The following is a 20,818-nucleotide window of genomic DNA, read 5'->3' on the forward strand; positions in this document are numbered from 1 at the left end:
GACATGGCGGAGGGCCTGTTCCCCGTGGGGAGGAGCCTGGCCGGATATGACGGAGGGCCCGTTCCCCTGCCGGAACGGGCCCTTGTCGATGGGAGCCGGTGGCTCACATCATGTCTTCGATCTCCGCGGCGATCGGGTCGGCGTCGGTGCCGATGACGACCTGGATGGCGGTGCCCATCTTGACGACGCCGTGGGCGCCGGCGGCCTTCAGGGCTGCTTCGTCGACCTTGCCGGCGTCGATGACCTCGGTGCGCAGGCGGGTGATGCAGCCTTCGACCTCTTCGATGTTGTCGATGCCGCCGAGGCCGGCGACGATCTTCTCAGCCTTGCTGGCCATGTGTTTCTCCCTGTCCGTTCTGCGCACCGACGGTCCGCTTTGTCACGGTAACCCACGGTTGGCTCAACTTCGCGAGCGAGTGCAGCCGCTCTGCCGAATGATGACGATCACCGGCGGCCTGCCCTCAGCGGGCTCCCGGAGCCTATCGCAACTGGTCTACACCAGTGTGCAACGAGATGCGGACCCGGGATGTTCCGGGCAGGGAGGACGCCGATGAGTACGGACAGCGCCGCGGCCGCACCGAAACCGAAGAAGTCGTTGTCCTGGGGCGGGTTCTTCCAGGGCCTCCAGAAGATGGGCCGCAGCCTCCAGCTCCCCATCGCCGTCCTTCCGGCCGCGGGCATCATCAACCGGCTCGGGCAGCCGGACGTCTTCGGCGCCGACGGTCTGGGCTGGGACAACGTCGCGAAGGTGATGGCGGGCGCGGGCGGCGCGCTGCTCGACGGAAACCTCGGCCTCCCCCTCCTCTTCTGCGTCGGCGTCGCCATCGGCATGGCGAAGAAGGCGGACGGCTCGACCGCGCTCGCCGCGGTGGTCGGCTTCCTCGTCTACTACAACGTGCTGCGGCAGTTCCCCAAGACCTGCCCGTCGGGCACGGTGGACATCAACGGCGGCTGCCTCGCGCCGGAGCAGGTCTTCAGCGGGTACACGTACCAGAACCCGGGTGTCTTCGGCGGCATCATCATCGGCCTGATGGCGGCCTGGTTCTGGCAGCGGTACCACCGGAAGCAGCTGGTCGACTGGCTGGGCTTCTTCAACGGCCGCCGGCTCGTGCCGATCATCATGACCTTCGTGGCGATCGCCTTCGCCTCGCTGTGCCTGTGGGTCTGGCCGCCGATCGGTGACGGTCTGGAGAACTTCAGCGACTGGCTGGTCGGGCTCGGCGCCTGGGGTTCGGGCATCTTCGGCGTCGCGAACCGCGCGCTGCTCGTCATCGGCCTGCACCAGTTCCTGAACGTGCCCATCTGGTTCCAGTTCGGCACGTTCACGAAGCCGGACGGCACGGTGGTCCACGGCGACATCCCGATGTTCCTCGCGGGCGACCCGAACGCCGGCCAGTTCACCACCGGCTTCTTCCCGATCATGATGTTCGCGCTGCCGGCGGCGGCACTCGCGATCGCCCACACCGCGAAGCCGCACCGGCGCAAGGCGGTCGGCGGCATGATGCTCTCGGTCGCCCTGACCTCGTTCGTCACCGGAATCACCGAGCCGATCGAGTACTCGTTCCTCTTCATCGCGCCGGTGCTGTACGCGATCCACGCCGTCCTGACCGGTGTCTCGATGGCGCTGACCTGGGCGCTCGGCGTGAAGGACGGCTTCAGCTTCTCGGCCGGTCTGATCGACTACGTGATCAACTGGAACCTCGCGACGAAACCGTGGCTGATCATCCCGATCGGTCTGGGGTTCGCGGTCGTCTACTACGCGATCTTCCGGTTCGCGATCACCAAGTTCAACCTTCCGACGCCCGGCCGCGAGCCGGACGAGATCGAGGAGGAGATCGAGCGCGACAACGTCAAGTAGCGCCTCGATCACCCGCCGATCACCCCGTCGACCCCCCGCGGATCACCCGTCGATCCCCCGTGGCCCAACCCGTCGAAGCCTGACCGTTTCGAGGCTTTCGACCCCCTCGTAAGGCTCACCGAAGGCCCCCGGACCTGACCGTCCGGGGGCCTTATGTCGTGCATTTCCAGCTATGGCTGAGCGCACAGAATTCGCAGGTTCCTTATCTAAGTCTCACGTGCTACAACTGGTCTACACCACTCATTGGTGTAGACCACGCGGTCCAGACCACCGCGTTCCACGAGACGTCGCCTCCCCCCGTGTTCACTGTCCCTGGCGGCGCCTTGCCTTACTGGAGGAAGTTGATGAGTACGGCCACCGCCCAGGCCGCCGCTCCCGCGAAGAAGCGCGGATCCGGCCTGTTCCAGGGCCTGCAGAAGGTCGGTCGCAGCCTGCAGCTGCCGATCGCCGTTCTGCCGGCCGCGGGTATCTTGCTCCGTCTCGGCCAGCCTGACGTCTTCGGTGCGGACGGTCTCGGCTGGGACAAGGTCGCCTCCGTGTTCGCCACGGCCGGCGACGCGGTCTTCGCCAACATGCCGCTGCTGTTCTGCGTCGGCATCGCGATCGGCTTCGCGAAGAAGGCGGACGGCTCGACCGCGCTCGCCGCGCTGGTCGGCTTCCTGGTCTACAAGAACGTGCTGACGGCGTTCCCGACCTCCGAGGCCGTCATCAACACGACCGCGAACAAGGGTGTCGACGTCGCCGCGACGTACAACGACCCCAAGGTGTTCGGCGGCATCATCATGGGCCTGCTCGGCGCCGTCGTCTGGCAGCGGTTCCACCGCACCAAGCTGGTCGACTGGCTCGGCTTCTTCAACGGCCGCCGGCTCGTCCCGATCCTCATGGCCTTCGTCGGCACCGTGATGGGTGTCCTCTTCGGTCTCCTCTGGGAGCCCATCGGTGGCGTGATCACCGACTTCGGCAACTGGATGACCGGCCTCGGTGCCCTCGGTTCGGGCATCTTCGGCGCCATCAACCGCGGCCTCCTCCCCGTCGGCATGCACCAGTTCGTCAACACCGTCGCCTGGCAGGAGATCGGCAGCTTCACCGACTCCACCGGCGCCGTCTGGCACGGCGACCTGCCGCGCTTCTTCCACGGCGACCCGTCCGCCGGTCAGTTCATGTCGGGCTTCTTCCCGATCATGATGTTCGCGCTCCCGGCCGTCGCCCTGGCGATCACCCACACCGCCCGCCCCGAGCGCCGCAAGGTCGTCGGCGGCATGATGTTCTCGCTCGCCCTGACCTCGTTCGTCACGGGCATCACCGAGCCCATCGAGTTCGCGTTCATGTTCCTGGCGCCCCTGCTGTACGTGATCCACGCGGTGCTCACCGCCGCCTCGATGGTCATCACCTCGGCCCTCGGCGTGCACCACGGCTTCACCTTCTCCGCCGGTGCCCTGGACTACTTCCTGAACTGGACGTACGCCTCCAAGCCCTGGCTGATCATCCCGATCGGTCTCGTCTTCGCGGCGGTCTACTACGTGGTCTTCCGCTTCGCGATCACCAAGTTCAACATCATGACCCCGGGCCGCGAGCCCGAGGAGGAGATCGAGGACCTCACCAAGGCGTGAGCCTCGCCCGTACGGCGGAAGGGCCCCGGAACCTCATGGTTCCGGGGCCCTTCCCCGTTCTCCGTACCCGACCTCAGATCTCGTAGACCGCGCCCGGCCGCGCCAGCTCCGACGGCCCCGCGTACACCTCGCGCGCGTCCCGCAGGTTCCGCTCGCCGTCCGTCCACGGCGGGATGTGGGTGAGGACGAGGCGCCCCACGCCCGCCCGGGTCGCCTGCGCGCCGGCCTCCCGGCCGTTGAGGTGGAGGTCCGGGACGTCCTCCTTGCCGTGGGTGAAGGAGGCCTCGCAGAGGAAGAGGTCGGTGCCCGCGGCGAGGTCGTTCAGCGCGTCGCAGACCCCGGTGTCCCCGGAGTACGTCAGCGAACGGCCGCCGTGCTCGACCCGGATGCCGAAGGCCTCGACCGGATGGCACACCTTCTCCGTACGGACGGAGAACGGGCCGATCTCGAAGGTGCCCGACGTCAGCGTGCGGAAGTCGAAGACCTCGCTCATCGAGGAGGGCGAGGGCGTGTCGGCGTACGCCGTGGTCAGCCGCTGCTCGGCGCCCTCCGGCGCGTAGACCGGGATCGCGTCGCAGCGCCCGCCCTCGTGCCGGTAGTAGCGGGCGACGAAGTACCCGCACATGTCGATGCAGTGGTCCGCGTGCAGATGGCTGAGGAAGATCGCGTCGAGGTCGTACAGACCGATGTGACGCTGCAGCTCGCCCAGGGCGCCGTTGCCCATGTCGAGGAGCAGCCGGAAGCCGTCGGCCTCGACGAGGTAGCTCGAACAGGCCGAGTCCGCGGACGGGAACGACCCCGAGCAGCCGACGACGGTGAGCTTCATGGAGCGTGAACCTCCGTGGACGGGTGCGGAAAACGCGCTGAGGGAGGGGAGGCTGTGCGGTCTGTCGAGCGTAAGGCGCACCCGGGCCCGCCGCTCCTTCGTGGTGGCCCGTTGTGGGCGAACTCACGGGCTCTGTCACCGGTTCGGATGGATGGCGGGGCGCGGCGGCGGGGTGGGACGCGCACCGGTACCTTCTTGAGGTATGGACACGTCGTGGTGGCCCGCGCTGGTCGCGGTCGTGGTGATCGCGCTGGTGGTGGCGCTCGCCGACGGGAGGAAGCGGTCGGCTCGGCGACCTTCGGGCCGGACGCGGCCGCCCGCGCGGCCCACGAGGCCGGGGCGTGCGCCCGCGGGGCCGGGGAAGGCACCCGCGCGACCGGGGCGTGCTCCGAGGGCGGCCGAGATCTGGTGGGCGGACGTGCCCTTCGAGGACGGGCCCGGGTCGAAGGACCGGCCCTGTCTGGTGCTTCTCGTACGGGGGGACAGCGCGCTCGTCGCCAAGATCACCAGCAAGTACCACGACGAGCGGCCGGGGGTGATCGCGCTGCCGCCGGGTTCGGTGGGGGACGCGCAGGGGCGGTCGAGCTTCCTGGAGACGGACGAGCTGCGGGAGGTGCCGGTGTCGGACTTCCGCCGGAGAGTGGGAGAGGCGGACCCGGTCGTCTGGGACCAGGTCCGCCACCTCGCGCGTTAGCGGTGCGGGGCCGGTGGGTGCGGGCGGCGGAAGGCCGGCCCTACGCCCAGAGCTGGCCCTGGACCGCCGCGATCGCTTCCTCCGTCGTCTTGGCCGTGTAGAGGCCGGTCGAGAGGTACTTCCAGCCGCCGTCGGCGACGACGAAGGCGATGTCGGCGGATTCGCCCGCCTTGACCGCCTTGTTGCCGACGCCGATGGCCGCGTGCAGGGCGGCGCCGGTGGAGACGCCCGCGAAGATGCCCTCCTGCTGGAGGAGTTCGCGGGTGCGGGTGACCGCGTCGGCGGAGCCGACCGAGAAGCGGGTGGTGAGGACGGAGGCGTCGTACAGCTCGGGGACGAAGCCCTCGTCGAGGTTGCGCAGGCCGTAGACGAGGTCGTCGTAGCGCGGCTCGGCGGCGACGATCTTGACGTCGGGCTTGTGCTCGCGCAGGTAGCGGCCGACGCCCATCAGGGTGCCGGTGGTGCCGAGGCCGGCGACGAAGTGGGTGATGGAGGGGAGGTCGGCGAGGATCTCCGGGCCGGTGGTGGCGTAGTGCGCGCCGGCGTTGTCGGGGTTGCCGTACTGGTAGAGCATCACCCAGGAGGGGTTCTCCGCGGAGAGTTCCTTGGCGACGCGTACGGCCGTGTTGGAGCCGCCCGCCGCGGGGGACGAGATGATCTCGGCGCCCCACATGGCGAGCAGCTGGCGGCGCTCTTCGCTGGTGTTCTCGGGCATGACGCAGACGATGCGGTAGCCCTTGAGCTTGGCGGCCATGGCCAGCGAGATGCCGGTGTTGCCGCTGGTCGGCTCCAGGATGGTGCAGCCGGGGGTGAGGCGGCCGTCCTTCTCCGCCTGCTCGATCATGTGGAGCGCGGGGCGGTCCTTGACCGAGCCGGTGGGGTTGCGGTCCTCCAGCTTCGCCCAGATGCGGACGTCGTCCGAGGGCGAGAGCCGGGGGAGGCGGACCAGCGGCGTGTTGCCGACCGCGGCCAGCGAGGAGTCGTAACGCATGTGGATCAGACCATGCCGCCGGCGACGGCCGGCAGGATCGTGACGTTGTCGCCGTCGGTGAGCTTGGTGTCGATGCCGTCCAGGAAGCGGACGTCCTCGTCGTTGAGGTAGACGTTGACGAAGCGGCGGAGCTTGCCGCCGTCGACGATGCGGGCCTCGATCCCGGGGTGGCGCGTCTCCAGGTCGGTGAGGAGCGCGGCGAGGGTCTCACCGCTGCCGTGGACGGCCTTCTCGCCGTCGGTGTAGGTGCGGAGGATGGTCGGGATGCGGACCTCGATGGCCATGGCGTGGGCTCCTGTCGGAAGTGGCGTGTTGGGCGCGCTTCTGTGGCCCCGCGCGGAGGGGGTCGTACGGTGAGGGCGCTCGGCCGGTCGCTCAGAGCGCAGCGCGTGAGGTACAGATCGCGCTGGCGAGGCGGCACAGGTCGACGTGCAGGCGTGCCACGAGCAGGGTGGTGCTCGGAGTCTCTTCGCTCACGTCGTGGGAAACCATGAGCTCATCGTATCGATTCCCGGTCCGGGTTTCGGAATGTGATCTCACATGGTGGATGATTTCTGACCGCCTGCCGGAACGGGCTGGAAGAGGACGGTGGGGCTCCCCGTCCTGGGATGCGGGATGACCTCGGCGTCCACCCCGTAGACCGTCTCCAGGAGCGCGGGCGTGAGGACCTCGGCCGGTGTGCCGCCGGTGACGAGCCGTCCGCGCTCCAGCACGTAGAGGCGGTCGCAGTACGCCCCCGCGAGGTTGAGGTCGTGGAGCGCGAGCAGGTTGGTGGTGCCCAGGGTGCGGACGAGGGCCAGGACGTCGAGCTGGTGCCGGATGTCGAGGTGGTTGGTCGGCTCGTCGAGGACGAGGAGGTCCGGATCCTGGACGAGGGCGCGGGCGACGAGGGCGCGCTGGCGTTCGCCTCCGGAGAGGGTGGGGTACGGGCGGTCGGCGAGGTCCGCGAGCCCGACGCGGGCGAGGGCGGCGGCCACGCGCGCGTCGTCGTCGCCGGTGTCGCCCTCCCAGAACCGTTTGTGCGGGGAGCGGCCGAGGGCGACGAGTTCGCGGACGGTGAGTTCGAACTCGGTGGCGCTGTCCTGGGGGACGGTGGCGACGCGGCGGGCACGGGCCTTGGGGCCGAGGGCGTGGAGGTCGTCGCCGTCGAGGGTGGCGTGGCCCGCGGTGGGCGTGAGGGTGCCGTAGACGCAGCGCAGGAGGGTGGTCTTGCCGCTGCCGTTGGGGCCGATGAGGCCGACGGTCTCGCCGGGGCGGACGGTGAGGTCGACGGAGCGGAGGCGTTCCCCGTACGAGAGTCCGCGCAGCCGGAGCTCGGTCACGGGGCTGTCCCTTCGGGGCGGCGGCGCATCAGCCAGAGGAAGAACGGACCGCCGGTGAGGGCGGTGAGGACGCCGACGGGGATGTCCTGGGGGGCGGCGACGGTGCGGGCGCCGAGGTCGGCGAGGACGAGGGCGAGGGCCCCGCCGAGCGCGGCGACCGGGAGGAGGCGGCGGTGCGGGGCGCCGACGGCGAGGCGGGCGGCGTGCGGGGCCATGAGGCCGACGAAGCCGACGGCTCCGCTCGCCGCGACCATGACGGCGGTGACGAGGGAGGCGAGGACGAAGACGCCGGCGCGGAAGCGGGCGGTGTCGAGGCCGAGGACGGTGGCGCCCTCCTCGCCGGTGAGGAGCAGGTCGAGGGGGCGGGCGAGGGCGAGGAGGACGCCGGTGCCGAGGACGAGGACGGCGGCGGGGAGGGCGAGGGTGTCCCAGCGGGCGCTGCCGAGGCCGCCGAGCGACCAGTACAGCGCCTCCTGGAACTGTTCGGGCCGTCCGGCGACGACGAGGAGCAGGGTGGCGAGGGCGGAGAGGATGTACGAGACGGCGACTCCGGCGAGGACGAGCCGGGCGCCGGTCATGGTCCCGCCGCGGCGCGCGAGCCCGTAGACGAGGACGAGGGCGAGGAGGGCGCCGGCGAAGGCGCCGGCGGGCAGGGCGACGGTGGTGGTCACCCCTCCCCCGATGCCGACGACCAGGACCAGGACGGCTCCGGCGGAGGCGCCGGAGGAGATCCCGAGGAGGAAGGGGTCGGCGAGCCGGTTGCGCACGAGGGCCTGGAGGACGGCGCCGACGACGGCGAGCCCGGCGCCGACGACCAGGCCGAGGAGGACCCGGGGCAGCCGTACGTCGAGCACGATCGTCCGGTACGGCGAGGGGCCGGCCCGCCCGGTCAGCGCGTCGAGCACCTGGCCGGGCGGGATGCGGACGGAGCCGAGGGCGAGGGCGGCGAGGCAGGCGGCGGCGAGGGCGGCGAGCAGCCCGGTGACGACGAGGGCGTGGCGGACGGGGCGCGCCGGGGTCCGGACACCGTCCGCCCCGGACGGGGTCCGGGGCGGACGGACGGTGGTGGTCATCGGGCGGCGGGGTGGAGCTGGGCGGCGAGCTTGTCGACGGCGGCGGGGACGCGGACGCCGAGGACGGTGTCGGAGAGGGGGAGGACGGCGAAGCGGCGGTTCCTGACGGCGGGGACGTCCTTGAGGGCGGGGTCGTCGAGGAGCCGCTGCTTCTTCTGGGCGACGGTGGTGGTGCCGTAGTCGTAGATGACGATCACGTCGGGGCGGCGGTCGAGGACCTGTTCCCAGGTGGCGTCGCCGAAGGTCTTGTCGAGGTCGGCGAAGACGTTGCGGCCGCCGGCGCGGGTGATGAGCTCGTTGCCGATGCCCTTGCCGCCGGCGGTGAACGCGGTCTTGTCGCCGCTGTCGTAGACGAAGACGGAGACCGGGGTGACGCCCTTGAGGCGCTTCTCGGTGGCGGCGACGGTGGTCTTCGCGCCGCGGATCCAGGTCTCGGCGCGGTCGGGGACGCCGAAGGTGCGGCCGGTCTCGCGGACTTCGCGGTAGAGGTCGTCGAGGGAGGTCGAACCGGAGGGGCAGTACTCGGTGTTGAGGCGGGTGGCGATGCCGGAGCGCTTCAGGTCGTCCCGGCCGCGGCCGGCCTTCGCGTCGAAGGCGGAGGAGTAACCGCCGTACACGAAGTCGGGGTTCGCGGCGAGGAGGGCCTCCTTGGAGGGGTACTCCTTCGCGAGGACGGGGACGGTGTCGTAGGCCTTCTTGTACGCGGGGAGGATCGCGTCGTCGAGGTAGGCGGTGCCGACGAGCGACTTCTCCAGGCCGAGGGCGAGCATGACCTCGGTGACGTGCTGGTTCATGGTGACGGCGCGCCGCGGCGGGGCCTGGTAGGTCGTCGTCACACCGCAGTTGGCGACGGTGTACGGGAATCCCGGCGCGGGCTTCGCCTCCGGGGTCCGCGCCTCGGGTGCGGCGCAGCCGGCGAGCAGGGTGACGGCGACGGCGGGCAGCAGGGCGCGGCGGGGCCAGGTCATGACGGGGTGCCTCCTCCGGGGATTTCCACGTCCCCGATCGGTGGTGAGAGGCGGCAGGTCAGTTCCTGGCTTCCGCCCCGAGGGGGAGGCGGTCACAGTGGCGGGACCGTGCCGGATTCGCACCGGCTTCCTGGGTCCTGCCGCCCGTTGGTCCCGGCCAGTGTCTCACTCGGGCCAGGACGACTCGCGGATGGTGGTCACGAAGTCCCCGGGGACGAAGCCGGGCACGAAGTGGCGCAGGACGTCGGCCTTGACGTTGCCGAAGGTGGTGTCGGGCCGGGGGGCGATGCCCTCGGCGAAGGCGCCCAGGATCTGCCGCTTGAAGTCGGGTCGGGGGTGGGCGGCGACGATCGCGGCGCGGTCCTCGGGCGTGACGGCGGCGGGGTCGTCGTAGCCGATGCCCAGGACGTCGTACTCGACGCCGGCGGTGACGAGGGCGACCTCGGGTTCCATGAACGCGGGGATGCCGGGGGTCGTGTGGAGGGCGATCGCGGTCCAGACGCGGCGGACGGCGTCCTCGTCGGCGCCCTGGGCGCGGAGGAAGGCGGCGGCCTCCTCGGCGCCGTCGACCTCGAAGCGCCGGCCGCTGTTCCGGTGCTCCTCGCCGAGGCCGAGGTCGTGGAACATGGCGCCGACGTAGAGGAGTTCGGGATCGAAGGCGAGGCCCTGGGCGCGGCCCCGGAGGGCGCCGAAGAGGTAGACGCGACGGGAGTGGTGGTAGATCAGGTCGCCGACCGTGTCGCGGACGAGTGCGGTGGCGGCGGTGGCGAGCTTGCTGTCGGGGACGAGCGTCATCGGGTTCATGGGACAAGCCTCGCCGTCGGGGCGGGGCGCCCGCCATGTCCTCATGGACAGGTGTCCCACACAATCGGACACATGACGACGACGCACGAGGTGTGGGTGTTCGCCTTCGACGGGGTCCGGCTGCTGGACGTCTCGGCCCCGCTGGAGGTGTTCTCGACGGCCGGCTCCGGCTACCGGGTGCGGGTGTGCACGCCGCACGGGTGGGGGGTGCGGACCTCCTGCGGGCTCCGGATCGGCGCGGACCGCGCGGCCGGGGAGGTGGCGGTCGCGGACACGCTGATCGTCCCCGGGGCGGTGGACGTGGAGCGCTGCGTGACGGTCGCCCCGGAGGTGGCGGCGCTGGCGGCACGCGCGGGGCGGGTGGCGTCGGTGTGCACGGGGGCGTTCGCGCTGGCGGCGGCGGGGCTGCTCGCCGGGCGGCGTGCGGCGACCCACTGGGAGCACGCGGGGGAGCTGGCCCGCCGGTATCCGGCGGTCGAGGTGTGCCCGGACGCGATCCACGTGCGGGACGGGGAGGTGTGGTCCTCGGCGGGGGTGACGGCCGGGATCGACCTGTGTCTGGCGCTCGTCGAGGCGGACCGGGGTCCGGAGGCGGCGCGGGCGGTGGCGCGGGACCTGGTGGTGTTCCTCCAGCGGCCGGGCGGCCAGTCGCAGTTCTCGGCGGCCTCGCGGACTCCCCCGACGGGCCACCCGGTGGTGCGGCCGCTGCTGGACGCGGTGGCGGCCGACCCGGCGGCGGATCACAGCGCCGCCGCGCTCGCGCGGCGGGCGGGGATGAGCGCCCGGCATCTGGCGCGGCTGTTCCGGGAGCAGGTCGGGGCGACGCCGGCGGGGTACGTGGAGCGGGTGCGGGTGGAGGCGGCGCGGATGCTGCTGGAGGGCGGGGCGAGTGTGACGGGGGCGGCGGCGCGGAGCGGGCTCGGGAGCGACGAGAGCCTGCGGAGGGCGTTCGCCCGGCACTTCGGGGTGACGCCCTCCGCCTACCTGGCCAGGTTCCGGACGACGTCCTCCCCGGAGGCCGCGCCCGGCCCGCCGGCGACGTCCTACTCGTAGGCCTCCACGACCTTGACCTCTTCCTCCGTCACCACGCCCTCGACGATCGAGTAGGAGCGGAACTGGAAGGGGCCCGCGTCGTCGGTGTCGGCGGTGGAGACCAGGACGTAGTGGGCCTGGGGCTCGTTCGCGTACGTGATGTCCGTGCGCGACGGGTAGGCCTCGGTCGCGGTGTGCGAGTGGTAGACGATGACGGGCTCCTCGTCCCGGTCGTCCATCTCGCGGTAGAGCTTGAGCAGGTCCGCGGAGTCGAACTCGTAGAACGTGGGCGAGCGGGCGGCGTTCAGCATCGGGATGAACCGCTCGGGGCGCCCGCTGCCGACCGGTCCCGCGACCACGCCGCAGGCCTCGTCGGGGTGGTCCGCTCGGGAGTGCTCCACGATCTGGTCGTACAGGGCCCGGGTGATGGTCAGCATGCCGACAGGATAAGCAGACGGGCCGCTCCGTACCGATGAGTGGTACGGAACGGCCCGGATGCTGAGACGCGCCAGGTCAGGGCGTCAGGCGCGCTTCACGAAGGCCGCGCCCTGGGGGTTGCGGGCCTTGAGGACCAGGTACGAGACGGCGAGGATCAGGCCCCACACCGGCGCGCCGTACAGCGCGACCCGGTTGTCCTTGTCCATGCCCATGGTCACGATGACCATGCCGATGAAGGCGAGCGAGAAGATGCTGAACCAGATGCCGCCCGGCGCCTTGAAGGGGGACTGGGGCAGCTCGCCGCGGTCGGCCTTGAGGCGGTAGCGGATCTGGCAGATCAGGATGACGATCCAGGCCCACATGCCGGAGATGGTGGCGAAGGAGACGACGTAGTTGAACGCCTCGCCGGGCCACTGGTAGTTGATCCAGACGCCGACCATCATCAGCGCGGCCGAGACGGTGGTGCCGACCAGCGGGGTGCCGGACCTGGTCAGCTTGGTGAAGGCCTTCGGACCCTGGCCGTTGAGCGCGAGGTCGCGCAGCATGCGCCCGGTGGAGTACATGCCCGAGTTGCAGGAGGACAGCGCCGCCGTCAGGACGACGAAGTTGACGATCGCGGCGCCGACGCCGAGGCCCATCTTCTCGAAGGCCGCGACGAACGGGGAGACGCCCGGCTTGAACTCGGTCCACGGGACGACCGACAGGATCATGATCAGCGCGCCGACGTAGAAGACGGCGATGCGCCACGGCACGGTGTTGATGGCCTTCGGCAGGACCGTCTTCGGGTCCTTCGACTCGCCCGCGGTGACGCCGACCAGCTCGACGGCGAGGAACGCGAACATGACCATCTGGAGGGTCATCAGGGTGGAGAAGATGCCGTCCTTGCCGGCGAAGAAGCCGCCGTGGTCCCACAGGTGGGTGACGGAGGCGGTGTCGCCGGCGTCGGAGAAGCCGAGGGTGAGAATGCCGGCGCAGATCAGGATCATGCCGATGATGGCGGTGACCTTGACCATGGAGAACCAGAACTCCAGCTCACCGAAGAGCTTCACGGAGATCAGGTTGGCGCCGTAGAGGATCACGGTGAAGACGAGGGCGGACAGCCACTGCGGGATGTCCCACCAGTACGTCATGTAGGTCGCCGCGGCGGTGACCTCGGTGATGCCGGTGACGACCCAGAAGAGCCAGTACGTCCAGCCGGTCACGAAGCCCGCGAACGGCCCGATGAACTCACGGGCGTACTCCGAGAAGGAGCCCGACACCGGGCGGTACATGAGGAGCTCGCCGAGCGCCCGCATGATGAAGAAGATGACGAGGCCCGCGAGGGCGTACGCCAGGATCAGGCTGGGTCCCGCGATGGAGATGCCCTTGCCCGCTCCCAGGAAGAGCCCGGTGCCGATGGCACCGCCGATCGCGATCATCTGGATCTGACGGGCGCCGAGTGCCCGGTGGTAACCCTCGCCCGAGGCGGAGTCCGCGGCCTCATTGCCGTCGTGCTGCTTGTCGACCTGCACTGAGGTCATGGTGGTGCGCCTTTCTCCATGCTGATCCGCGCGACTGCGAGTGCGTCTGCTGCGGATCAGATCCTGATCCCCCCGGATGTGGATGGAGTGCTACCGGCGGTCAGCCGGTCCAAGCGCCCTCGGGAACAGGGGTGGCGTGCCCGAGTGGTCGTGAAGATTTATCACGGGGTGGGGGGTGATCGACGGAGTTGCGGGTGGCGCGCATCACAAAAAAATACGGACAAAGGGTGCGCAAGATGACCAGGCGGACGCTCTGATAACGCATTCGTTATCCGGATTTGAGCGTCCGCTGAGCGAACAGGCCTTCGGTCAGGCCATCAGGGTCGCGACGAGGGACTCCTGGAGCGCCCCCAGCCAGAGGTACGCCATCACCATCGGCTTGCGCGGATCGGAGTCCGGCAGCCGGTACAGCTGCTCGCTGTCCTCGTCGTCCGTGACCTCCAGGCGGGTCCCGATGGTCAGCCGGAGGTCGTTGAGCGCGCCGAGCCAGGCCCGGGACTCGTCCGGAGTGAGCTTCAGGACCGCACCGCCCTCCCCCGCCGCCTCGGCGGAGAGGGAGTCCAGGGCGCGCACGACCACGAGGGCGTCCTCGCGCTTGCGGGCCCGCAGGTCGTTCTCGGTGTAGCGGCGGAAGTCGGACGCGGCCGCCCGCAGCTCCTCGCTGTCGTCCCCGTACGCGTCGGGGAACAGGCGCCGCAGGGCCGGGTCGGACGGCGGTTCGCTCGGCCCCTCGGCGAAGAGCGCGGCCAGCGGGTCCGCGTCGGCCGCGGGCTCGTCGCCCGGGCCGATCAGCTCCATGAGCTGCACGGCGAGGGAGCGGAGGATGGAGATCTCGACGTCGTCCAGCGCGACGGCCGCGCCGCCGCCGGGGAGCGGCTCGAAGTGGCCGGCCATCAGAAGCGGTCCTGGGAGAGGGTCGCCCAGAGGCCGAAGCCGTGCATCGCCTGCACGTCCCGTTCCATCTCCTCGCGGGTGCCGCTGGAGACCACCGCGCGGCCCTTGTGGTGCACGTCGAGCATCAGTTTGTGCGCCTTGTCCTTGGAGTATCCGAAGTACGACTGGAAGACGTACTCGACATAGCTCATCAGGTTGACCGGATCGTTGTGCACGAGGGTCACCCAGGGCACGTCGGGTTCGACGACCGCGGAGACCTCCTCGGCCGATTCCGTACGTTCGATCTCAATAGGCGCGACGCTCACTCACACCATGTTGTCACCCCTGGGGGCCGGTCGCGCAAACGGGCACACCCCCCGGCCGCTTCCCGACACCCGTCGACCCACTATTCGTCACTCTGACGATTTCTGCGCTAGCATCGCTGACATGAACGCTGCGGACCTTGGGCTGCCGGTGGACGTGCCGTCGACCGCGCTCTTCACCGATCAGTACGAGCTGACCATGCTCCAGGCGGCCCTGCGGGCCGGCACCGCCGACCGGCGCTCGGTCTTCGAGGTCTTCACCCGGCGGCTGCCCGAGGGGCGGCGCTACGGCGTCCTCGCGGGCGTCGGCCGGGTCCTCGACGCCGTCGAGAACTTCCGGTTCGACCCGGCCGTCCTGGGCTTCCTGCGGGAGCGGGCCATCGTCGACGAGCCGACCCTGGAGTGGCTGGCCCGCTACCGCTTCTCCGGAGACATCTGGGGCTACCCCGAGGGCGAGGTGTACTTCCCCGGCTCCCCCGTGCTGCGCGTCGAGGGCTCCTTCGCCGAGTGCGTGCTCCTGGAGACGGTGATCCTCTCCATCCTCAACCACGACTCGGCCATCGCGGCCGCCGCCTCCCGCATGTCGGCCGCGGCCGCCGGCCGGCGCCTCATCGAGATGGGCGCCCGCCGCACCCACGAGCTGGCGGCCGTCGCCGCCTCCCGCGCCGCGTACGTCGGCGGCTTCGACTCCACCTCGGACCTCGCGGCCGGCTTCCGCTACGGCATCCCGACCGTCGGAACCTCCGCCCACGCCTTCACCCTGCTCCACGACAGCGAGCGGGACGCCTTCCGGGCCCAGGTGGAGACCCTGGGGCGCGGCACGACCCTGCTCGTCGACACGTACGACGTGGCCGAGGCCGTCCGGACCGCCGTCGAGGTCGCAGGACCCGAGCTGGGGGCCGTACGGATCGACTCAGGCGACCTGCTGCTCGTCGCGCACCGGGTCCGGGCGCAGCTCGACGAGCTGGGCGCCCGGGACACGCGGATCGTGGTCACCTCCGACCTCGACGAGTACGCCATCGCCTCGCTCGCGGCGGCCCCGGTCGACGCGTACGGGGTGGGCACGCAGCTGGTCACCGGCAGCGGCCACCCGACCTGCTCGATGGTCTACAAGCTGGTCGCCCGGGCCGCCTCGGCCGATCCGAAGGCGCCCCTGGTGCCGGTGGCCAAGAAGTCGCTGGGCGGCAAGGCCTCCGTCGGCGGGCGCAAGTGGGCGGCCCGCAGGCCCGACGCGGACGGGGTCGCCGAGGCGGAGGTCGTGGGCACCGGCCCGGTCCCGCCGGAGCTCGCCGACCACCAGCTGCTCGTCGAGCTGGTCAAGAGCGGGGACGTGGTGGCCCGGGAGCCGCTGGAGGCCGCCAGGGCGCGGCACATCGCGGCCCGCGCGGGGCTGCCGATGTCGGCGATCCAGCTGTCGCGGGGCGAGCCCGTCCTGCCGACCGAGTACGTGTAGGAGTCCTCGGGGACGCCCCCTCCCGAACGGAGGGGGAAGTCTCTAGGCTCGATACCTCCCTCCCGACGCGCTAAGGACACCCGCCATGCACCGCGCATTGATCGTTGTGGACGTTCAGAACGACTTCTGCGAGGGCGGCAGCCTCGCGGTGTCCGGGGGCGCGGACGTCGCCGCCGCGATCACCGACCTGGTCGGCCAGACGGCGGGCACCTCCTACCGGCACGTCGTCGCCACCCGCGACCACCACGTCGACCCGGGCGGGCACTTCGCCCCGGCCGGCGAGGATCCGGACTACGTGTCCTCCTGGCCGGTGCACTGCGTGGCCGGCACGGAGGGCGTCGGCTTCCACCCGAACTTCGCGCCCGCCGTCGCCAGCGGGGCGATCGACGCCGTCTTCGACAAGGGCGCGTACTCCGCGGCGTACAGCGGCTTCGAGGGGTTCGACGAGAACGGGCGGACGCTCGCGGACTGGCTGCGCTCGCGGAGCGTCACCGAGGTCGACGTGGTCGGCATCGCCACCGACCACTGCGTCCGGGCCACGGCCCTGGACGCGGCCCGGGAGGGCTTCCGGACCCACGTCCTGCTCGACCTGACGGCCGGCGTGGCGAAGGAGACCACGGACCGGGCCCTGGAGGAGCTCCGGACGGCGGGCGTGCGGCTGACGGGCAAGCCGGTCGTGGCGTAGTCCGCCCACGGGCCAGCCGGTCGTGGCTTGTGCCCACGGGCCAGCCGGTCGTGGCGTAGTCCGCCCACGGGCAAGCCGGGCGTGGCCTGAGGGCCTCCAGGGCGGCCTACGCCGCCGGCTCCTTCGGGAGGGACCGTACGGGGTGCCAGAGCTCCTGGGCGGCGCCCGGCGTGGATCTCCAGAGCAGGCCCTCCGGGTGGTGCAGGACGGCCGTGATCTCGTCCGGGGTCGGCGGCTCGCTGTTGCCGCGGAGGTACACCGCGCGCAGCCCCAGGTTCCGCAGCCGGGTCAGGGCGCGGGCACGGTTGGCGGCGTGGACCAGGAAGCGGACGGTGGCGCCGTCCCGGGCCGGGCTGGGCAGCCCTATGGCGACGACCACGCTGCCTCCCGGCAGCTTGCAGAACCCTCCGTTGGGCATGCGGAACCACTCCCCCGTGGATCAGATGTCAATAAGACTGGCGTCAGACGCACCTAAACACGATCGGCCGCCGCCCGCTAGAGGGCGACGGCCGATCATGATCTGACCTGCGGTTTTACAAATTACTTGGTCGAGGGACCGACCTGAACCGTGATCGTCTGGCCATCCTTCGGCTCCTTGACGACCTGGATCTTGGTGTTGGTGTCAGTTACCTGGACACCGGCGCGCGGGTTCTCGGCGAACCAGTAGACGCCCTTGCGGTCGTCGAAGGTCGGGTTGCCGGCCTGCGACGGGACCCACGTGGCGACGTCCTTGTTGTGGAGCTGGAAGCCGTCCGTGCGGGCGATCGTGAAGGGCGAGTCGTACGCCTGGACGCGGTTGCGCATCAGGTCACCGTTGCCCCACTTCAGCGGGCTCGGGTGCGAGTCGATCGGGAGGACCAGACCGGCGCCCGGGTGCTGGGAGGTGTTGTTGTCCTTCTGGGACAGGTCCCACTTCCAGATGAGCAGACCGTTCTGGTACGCGTAGTGCTCGACCCAGCCGGCCTTGTCACCCGTGAACCCGAAGTTGTACGGGCCCGTCTTGAGCGTCGAGTCGTACGAGACGTACTGGCGGTTCTCCGCGATGTAGTACTGCTCGTACTCCTTCGTGAAGCCCTTGCCGACCCGCGAGAAGCCCTTGGCGACCCAGCCGTTGTCACCGTTCTCGGCGCCGTCCGTGAACACGGCGGCACCGTCGGCGGACAGCGTGATGGCGTCGGCCGTGAAGCCCTTGCCGCCCGCGCCGCCGTCCGTCTGGTAGCGGAAGCGGAGGTCGAACTTCTTGCCCGCGTAGGCGCCCAGGTTGTAGACGAGCTTCTTGCGGGTGTCGGAGACGCCGGTCAGACCCGGGGAGCCGGCGGCGTCGCGCGGGAGGGCCACGCCGTCGGCGGTGCCGTCCAGGGCCGTCCAGTTGGCGCCGCCGTCGGTCGACACCTCGGCGTAGAGGTAGTCGTACTCGGCCTCGATGTCGTACCAGCCCTGGAGCTCCAGGGAGGCGGACGTCTTGCCCGTGAGGTCGACGGAGCGGGTCAGGGTGTTCTTGAGGTCGTCACCCATGTTGCTCCACCACTGCGAAGCACCCTCGGCGGGGGCGACGATGTCGGTGGTGACCTGCTTCTTCGGCAGCTCGACGACGAGCGCCTGCGGGTTCTTGGTGTTGTACTCCGAGACGCCCAGCTTGTGGGTGGTCTTGGTGCCACGCTGCCAGTCGTTGACCTTGGCGTAGTTCAGCCAGCCGAGCTGGAGCTTGTCCCAGGCGCTCATGTCGCCGGGCAGGTCGCCGATGGCGTCCTTGCCCTGGCCCAGCCAGGAGCCGGAGGACATGAGGGTCCAGAACCCGGTGGAGTTCTCGCCGCCCGCGGTGTCGTAGTGGTCCGGCAGACCGAGGTCGTGACCGTACTCGTGCGCGAAGACGCCGAGGCCGCCGTTCTCCGGCTGCATCGTGTAGTCGCCGACCCAGATGCCGGTGTCGCCGATCGGGGTGCCGCCGGACTTGTTGTTCGACGGTCCGGTCTTGCCCGCGTCGGTCCCGTAGGCGTACCAGCGGTGGGCCCACAGGGCGTTCTTGCCCTCGGCGCCGCCGCCGGCCGACTCGTCCTCGCCCGCGTGCACGAGCTGGAAGTGGTCGATGTAGCCGTCGGGCTCGTTGAAGTTGCCGTCGCCGTCGAAGTCGTAACGGTCCCACTGGTCGTACGTGGCCAGCTGGGCCTTGATCTGGGCGTCGGTCTGGCCCTTGGCCTTCTGGTCGGCGACCCAGGCGTTGAGGCCGTCGCGGACCGTGTCCCAGACGTTGGAGCAGTTGGTCTGGCCGCAGTAGTTCGAGCCGTAACGGGCCTCGTTGTACGGGACCTTGACCCAGTCGGAGACCGTGCCGTCGACCGAGTAACGACCGGACGAGGTCCGCTCGTAGTAGGTCTTCAGGGACTGCTTCTGCTGCCCCTTCTTGTCCTTGCCGGTACCGAAGTACAGGTCCTGGAAGTGCTGCTGGTTGTAGTCCGCCTGCCAGGCCGTGGAGTTGTCGTTCTTACGGTCGGGCTGGGCGATGCGGTTGTGCAGCGGGCCGGGCGTGCCGCCGTACTTCGGCTTCAGCTCCGGCGTGTCGTCGTCCTTGCGGTCGACCAGGGTGGTGTTGTCCACCTGGTCGCCGAACTCGACGAGGATCGTGAAGATCTTGTCGGTCTTCTCGCGGCCGAGCTCGACGTACTTCTTGGCGCCGAGCTTGACGACCTGAGAACCGCCACGGTTCTCGACCTTGGCGTCGCCGTTCATGACCCGCTCGAGGGCAGCCTTGCGCTGCAGCTCCTGCTGGTCGCTGTACGGGCCCTCGAGGTCGTGGTCGACCGTCGTCTTGTCGACGGTCTGGATGCCTGCCGGCACACCCGGGCCCTTGTCCTCGGCCCAGGCGGTGGTGAACGTCGAAGCGGAAGCGGCGGTGGCCGCGAGCGCCACGACGACTGCGGACGCTATGGCCCGTCGTCTGTTGGTCACTTGATGTTGTCCTCCCCGGCGCCCGCGCTCTCGGACCGAAGGTGGGGTGTCCGTCCGGCGGGGTCGCGCGTCACAAGTGACGACATTCGACCGGAGTGTCGCAAGAAAAGACAGATCTTGACTTGCACGGGTCAACTGCACTATGCGGGAGACTGTTTCCGATAATCGAACACTCAGCGGGCGCATCGTGAAGGAAGATTGACGATTTCGTGACCCCGTGCGCCCCCCGTGCACCGGCGGCGTGGGTTAGGTCACGCTTACCTGTCGCACCGCCCGGGCATCCACCGTCGTAGAGTCGAACCGAAGTCTTGAGGGGCGGTACCCGTCATGCAGCGTCCGAACGCCGCACAGCTCACCTACGGTTCGGCCACCGTCGTCCTCGCGACCGTCGCCCTGCTGTTGCTCTCCGGTACGACGACGACCCTGGGCATCGCGGTGATCTGCGCCGCCGGCCTGCTGCTCGGCGCCCTCGTGGCGGTGACGATGCCGGTGCGCGAGCGGCCCGTCAATACCCCGGTGGACGAAGAGATCCGGGTACCGGCCGAGCGCGTGGGCGCTGGGGCCGATACCCGGATCGGTTCGTGACGCTTCGTCCGTATCACTGGGGGACGCTGACCACCACCGTCTTCGCCGCCTTGTCGTGCAGACCCTGCTTGTAGGGCTTGTCGACCAGGATCAGGATCAGGATGAGCAGCGGCCACAGGCAGGCGCAGCAGATGAGCGCCGGCAGCCAGAGCACGACGGCGCGCAGCAGCGACTGGCTCATCGGGGGCGTCGACCCGTCGTTGAGCATCGCGACCCGCAGCTTCATCAGCTTCTTGCCGATGGTCCGGCCGTTCTTGGCCGTCAGCACGGTGTCGTACCCGACGTACGCGACGATCGTGATGAGCTGGAAGACCAGCTGACTGCCGCCGTTGAGGCTGTTGACCGTGTCCCCGAAGTCGTTGCCGTCCCGGGTCGCCCGGGAGTAGATGTGGAACGGGATGCCGATGATCGCCAGCGGCACCGCGACGATCACCCAGTCGACGAGCCGCGCGAGGACCCGGCGCCCGGTCTCCGCGAGCGGCGGCATCCCGGTGAGCGGATCGGACCCGCCGTAACCGCCGCCGTAGCCACCGCCGTACGGGGGCGGGGGCGGGGGCGGGGGCATGTTGTCGTACGGGGATCCGTACGGGCTCCCCGGCGGGGGCCCACCGGGCGGCGGACCGCCCGGAGGGGGACCTCCAGGAGGGGGACCTCCAGGAGGGGGCGGGCCTCCCGGGGGCGGGCCCGACGGCGGCTGACCTCCCGGCGGCGGCTCCGGGGGCCTCTTGCTGAACGGGTCGTCCTCGGGCGGCTGGTCGGGGGGCGGCTGGTCGGTGCTCATGGGGGCAGTGCATCCCGGGCGGGACGGCCCCGCAAG

Annotated in this window: 23 protein-coding genes and 1 riboswitch; of the genes, 7 read left to right on the forward strand and 16 right to left on the reverse strand. The window is 70.4% G+C overall.

Features of this window, described 5'->3' with window-relative positions; genetic code table 11:
- Nucleotides 1-103 precede the first annotated feature (103 nt).
- Nucleotides 104-337 carry a glucose PTS transporter subunit EIIB gene (locus tag ACN9MM_RS14845; RefSeq protein ID WP_107439586.1) on the reverse strand — a complete coding sequence of 78 codons (234 nt, stop codon included), beginning with the start codon at nt 335-337 and terminating at the stop codon, nt 104-106.
- Nucleotides 338-550: 213 nt separating this feature from the next.
- Here ACN9MM_RS14845 and ACN9MM_RS14850 point away from each other — a divergent pair, with 213 nt between their 5' ends.
- Nucleotides 551-1,858 (forward strand): PTS transporter subunit EIIC, encoded by a 1,308-nt coding sequence (locus ACN9MM_RS14850; protein WP_426364060.1) that lies wholly within the window; start codon nt 551-553, stop codon nt 1,856-1,858.
- Nucleotides 1,859-2,202: 344 nt separating this feature from the next.
- A complete protein-coding gene (locus ACN9MM_RS14855; protein ID WP_382855351.1) occupies nt 2,203-3,468 on the forward strand; it encodes a PTS transporter subunit EIIC in 1,266 nt (421 codons plus the stop codon).
- Nucleotides 3,469-3,541: 73 nt separating this feature from the next.
- Here ACN9MM_RS14855 and ACN9MM_RS14860 read toward each other — a convergent pair whose 3' ends face one another.
- On the reverse strand, nt 3,542-4,294 hold the full coding sequence (locus ACN9MM_RS14860) for an MBL fold metallo-hydrolase (protein ID WP_426364061.1): 753 nt from the start codon (nt 4,292-4,294) through the stop codon (nt 3,542-3,544).
- A gap of 202 nt (nt 4,295-4,496) precedes the next feature.
- Between ACN9MM_RS14860 and ACN9MM_RS14865 the strand changes: the two genes are divergently transcribed.
- A complete protein-coding gene (locus ACN9MM_RS14865; RefSeq protein ID WP_426364062.1) occupies nt 4,497-4,988 on the forward strand; it encodes a type II toxin-antitoxin system PemK/MazF family toxin in 492 nt (163 codons plus the stop codon).
- Between the two features lie 40 nt (nt 4,989-5,028).
- Here ACN9MM_RS14865 and ACN9MM_RS14870 read toward each other — a convergent pair whose 3' ends face one another.
- The 7 genes from ACN9MM_RS14870 to ACN9MM_RS14900 all read right to left on the reverse strand — a co-directional run bounded on the left by ACN9MM_RS14870 (nt 5,029) and on the right by ACN9MM_RS14900 (nt 10,146).
- Complete coding sequence (locus ACN9MM_RS14870) at nt 5,029-5,979, reverse strand: PLP-dependent cysteine synthase family protein (protein WP_267259442.1); 951 nt, start codon at nt 5,977-5,979, stop codon at nt 5,029-5,031.
- A gap of 5 nt (nt 5,980-5,984) precedes the next feature.
- Entirely contained in the window at nt 5,985-6,263 is a 279-nt protein-coding gene (locus tag ACN9MM_RS14875) for a MoaD/ThiS family protein (protein ID WP_426364063.1), read from the reverse strand.
- A gap of 91 nt (nt 6,264-6,354) precedes the next feature.
- Nucleotides 6,355-6,471 (reverse strand): putative leader peptide, encoded by a 117-nt coding sequence (locus ACN9MM_RS14880; RefSeq protein WP_323809276.1) that lies wholly within the window; start codon nt 6,469-6,471, stop codon nt 6,355-6,357.
- A 44-nt stretch (nt 6,472-6,515) separates the two neighbouring features.
- On the reverse strand, nt 6,516-7,301 hold the full coding sequence (locus tag ACN9MM_RS14885; protein ID WP_426364064.1) for an ABC transporter ATP-binding protein: 786 nt from the start codon (nt 7,299-7,301) through the stop codon (nt 6,516-6,518).
- Nucleotides 7,298-8,374, reverse strand: coding sequence for a FecCD family ABC transporter permease (locus ACN9MM_RS14890; RefSeq protein WP_426364065.1), 1,077 nt, complete (start codon nt 8,372-8,374; stop codon nt 7,298-7,300). Before ACN9MM_RS14890 ends, ACN9MM_RS14885 begins: the two co-directional genes overlap by 4 nt.
- Nucleotides 8,371-9,342 carry an ABC transporter substrate-binding protein gene (locus ACN9MM_RS14895; RefSeq protein WP_426364066.1) on the reverse strand — a complete coding sequence of 324 codons (972 nt, stop codon included), beginning with the start codon at nt 9,340-9,342 and terminating at the stop codon, nt 8,371-8,373. Before ACN9MM_RS14895 ends, ACN9MM_RS14890 begins: the two co-directional genes overlap by 4 nt.
- A 39-nt stretch (nt 9,343-9,381) precedes the next feature.
- A riboswitch (cobalamin riboswitch) is annotated at nt 9,382-9,498 on the reverse strand.
- 9 nt (nt 9,499-9,507) lie between these two features.
- A complete protein-coding gene (locus tag ACN9MM_RS14900) occupies nt 9,508-10,146 on the reverse strand; it encodes an HD domain-containing protein (RefSeq protein WP_426364067.1) in 639 nt (212 codons plus the stop codon).
- A gap of 72 nt (nt 10,147-10,218) precedes the next feature.
- On the opposite strand from ACN9MM_RS14900, the gene ACN9MM_RS14905 reads away from it, so the two are divergent.
- Nucleotides 10,219-11,199: a GlxA family transcriptional regulator gene (locus ACN9MM_RS14905; protein WP_426364068.1), complete on the forward strand. Its 981-nt coding sequence runs from the start codon at nt 10,219-10,221 to the stop codon at nt 11,197-11,199.
- On the opposite strand, the gene ACN9MM_RS14910 is transcribed toward ACN9MM_RS14905, so the two are convergent.
- The 4 genes from ACN9MM_RS14910 to clpS all read right to left on the reverse strand — a co-directional run bounded on the left by ACN9MM_RS14910 (nt 11,190) and on the right by clpS (nt 14,335).
- Nucleotides 11,190-11,615, reverse strand: a complete 426-nt coding sequence (locus tag ACN9MM_RS14910) for a Mov34/MPN/PAD-1 family protein (RefSeq protein ID WP_426364069.1) — start codon at nt 11,613-11,615, stop codon at nt 11,190-11,192. The genes ACN9MM_RS14905 and ACN9MM_RS14910 overlap by 10 nt on opposite strands.
- A gap of 84 nt (nt 11,616-11,699) precedes the next feature.
- On the reverse strand, nt 11,700-13,136 hold the full coding sequence (locus tag ACN9MM_RS14915) for an amino acid permease (protein WP_426364070.1): 1,437 nt from the start codon (nt 13,134-13,136) through the stop codon (nt 11,700-11,702).
- 309 nt (nt 13,137-13,445) lie between these two features.
- Nucleotides 13,446-14,030 (reverse strand): DUF2017 domain-containing protein, encoded by a 585-nt coding sequence (locus ACN9MM_RS14920; protein ID WP_382855321.1) that lies wholly within the window; start codon nt 14,028-14,030, stop codon nt 13,446-13,448.
- Nucleotides 14,030-14,335, reverse strand: a complete 306-nt coding sequence (clpS, locus tag ACN9MM_RS14925; RefSeq protein ID WP_426364071.1) for an ATP-dependent Clp protease adapter ClpS — start codon at nt 14,333-14,335, stop codon at nt 14,030-14,032. The genes ACN9MM_RS14920 and clpS overlap by 1 nt, the downstream gene beginning before the upstream one ends.
- Before the next feature lie 121 nt (nt 14,336-14,456).
- On the opposite strand from clpS, the gene ACN9MM_RS14930 reads away from it, so the two are divergent.
- Nucleotides 14,457-15,785: a nicotinate phosphoribosyltransferase gene (locus ACN9MM_RS14930; protein WP_426364072.1), complete on the forward strand. Its 1,329-nt coding sequence runs from the start codon at nt 14,457-14,459 to the stop codon at nt 15,783-15,785.
- Between the two features lie 85 nt (nt 15,786-15,870).
- Nucleotides 15,871-16,470: a nicotinamidase gene (locus tag ACN9MM_RS14935; RefSeq protein ID WP_426364073.1), complete on the forward strand. Its 600-nt coding sequence runs from the start codon at nt 15,871-15,873 to the stop codon at nt 16,468-16,470.
- Between the two features lie 106 nt (nt 16,471-16,576).
- On the opposite strand, the gene ACN9MM_RS14940 is transcribed toward ACN9MM_RS14935, so the two are convergent.
- Entirely contained in the window at nt 16,577-16,888 is a 312-nt protein-coding gene (locus ACN9MM_RS14940) for a hypothetical protein (RefSeq protein WP_382855310.1), read from the reverse strand.
- A gap of 122 nt (nt 16,889-17,010) precedes the next feature.
- Nucleotides 17,011-19,416 carry an immune inhibitor A domain-containing protein gene (locus tag ACN9MM_RS14945; RefSeq protein WP_426364074.1) on the reverse strand — a complete coding sequence of 802 codons (2,406 nt, stop codon included), beginning with the start codon at nt 19,414-19,416 and terminating at the stop codon, nt 17,011-17,013.
- 327 nt (nt 19,417-19,743) lie between these two features.
- On the opposite strand from ACN9MM_RS14945, the gene ACN9MM_RS14950 reads away from it, so the two are divergent.
- Nucleotides 19,744-20,001: a hypothetical protein gene (locus ACN9MM_RS14950; protein ID WP_382855303.1), complete on the forward strand. Its 258-nt coding sequence runs from the start codon at nt 19,744-19,746 to the stop codon at nt 19,999-20,001.
- A gap of 13 nt (nt 20,002-20,014) precedes the next feature.
- Here ACN9MM_RS14950 and ACN9MM_RS14955 read toward each other — a convergent pair whose 3' ends face one another.
- A complete protein-coding gene (locus ACN9MM_RS14955; RefSeq protein WP_426364075.1) occupies nt 20,015-20,782 on the reverse strand; it encodes an RDD family protein in 768 nt (255 codons plus the stop codon).
- Nucleotides 20,783-20,818 lie beyond the last annotated feature (36 nt).

Source organism: Streptomyces sp. E-08 (assembly GCF_049913095.1).
Classification (GTDB): Bacteria; Actinomycetota; Actinomycetes; order Streptomycetales; family Streptomycetaceae; genus Streptomyces.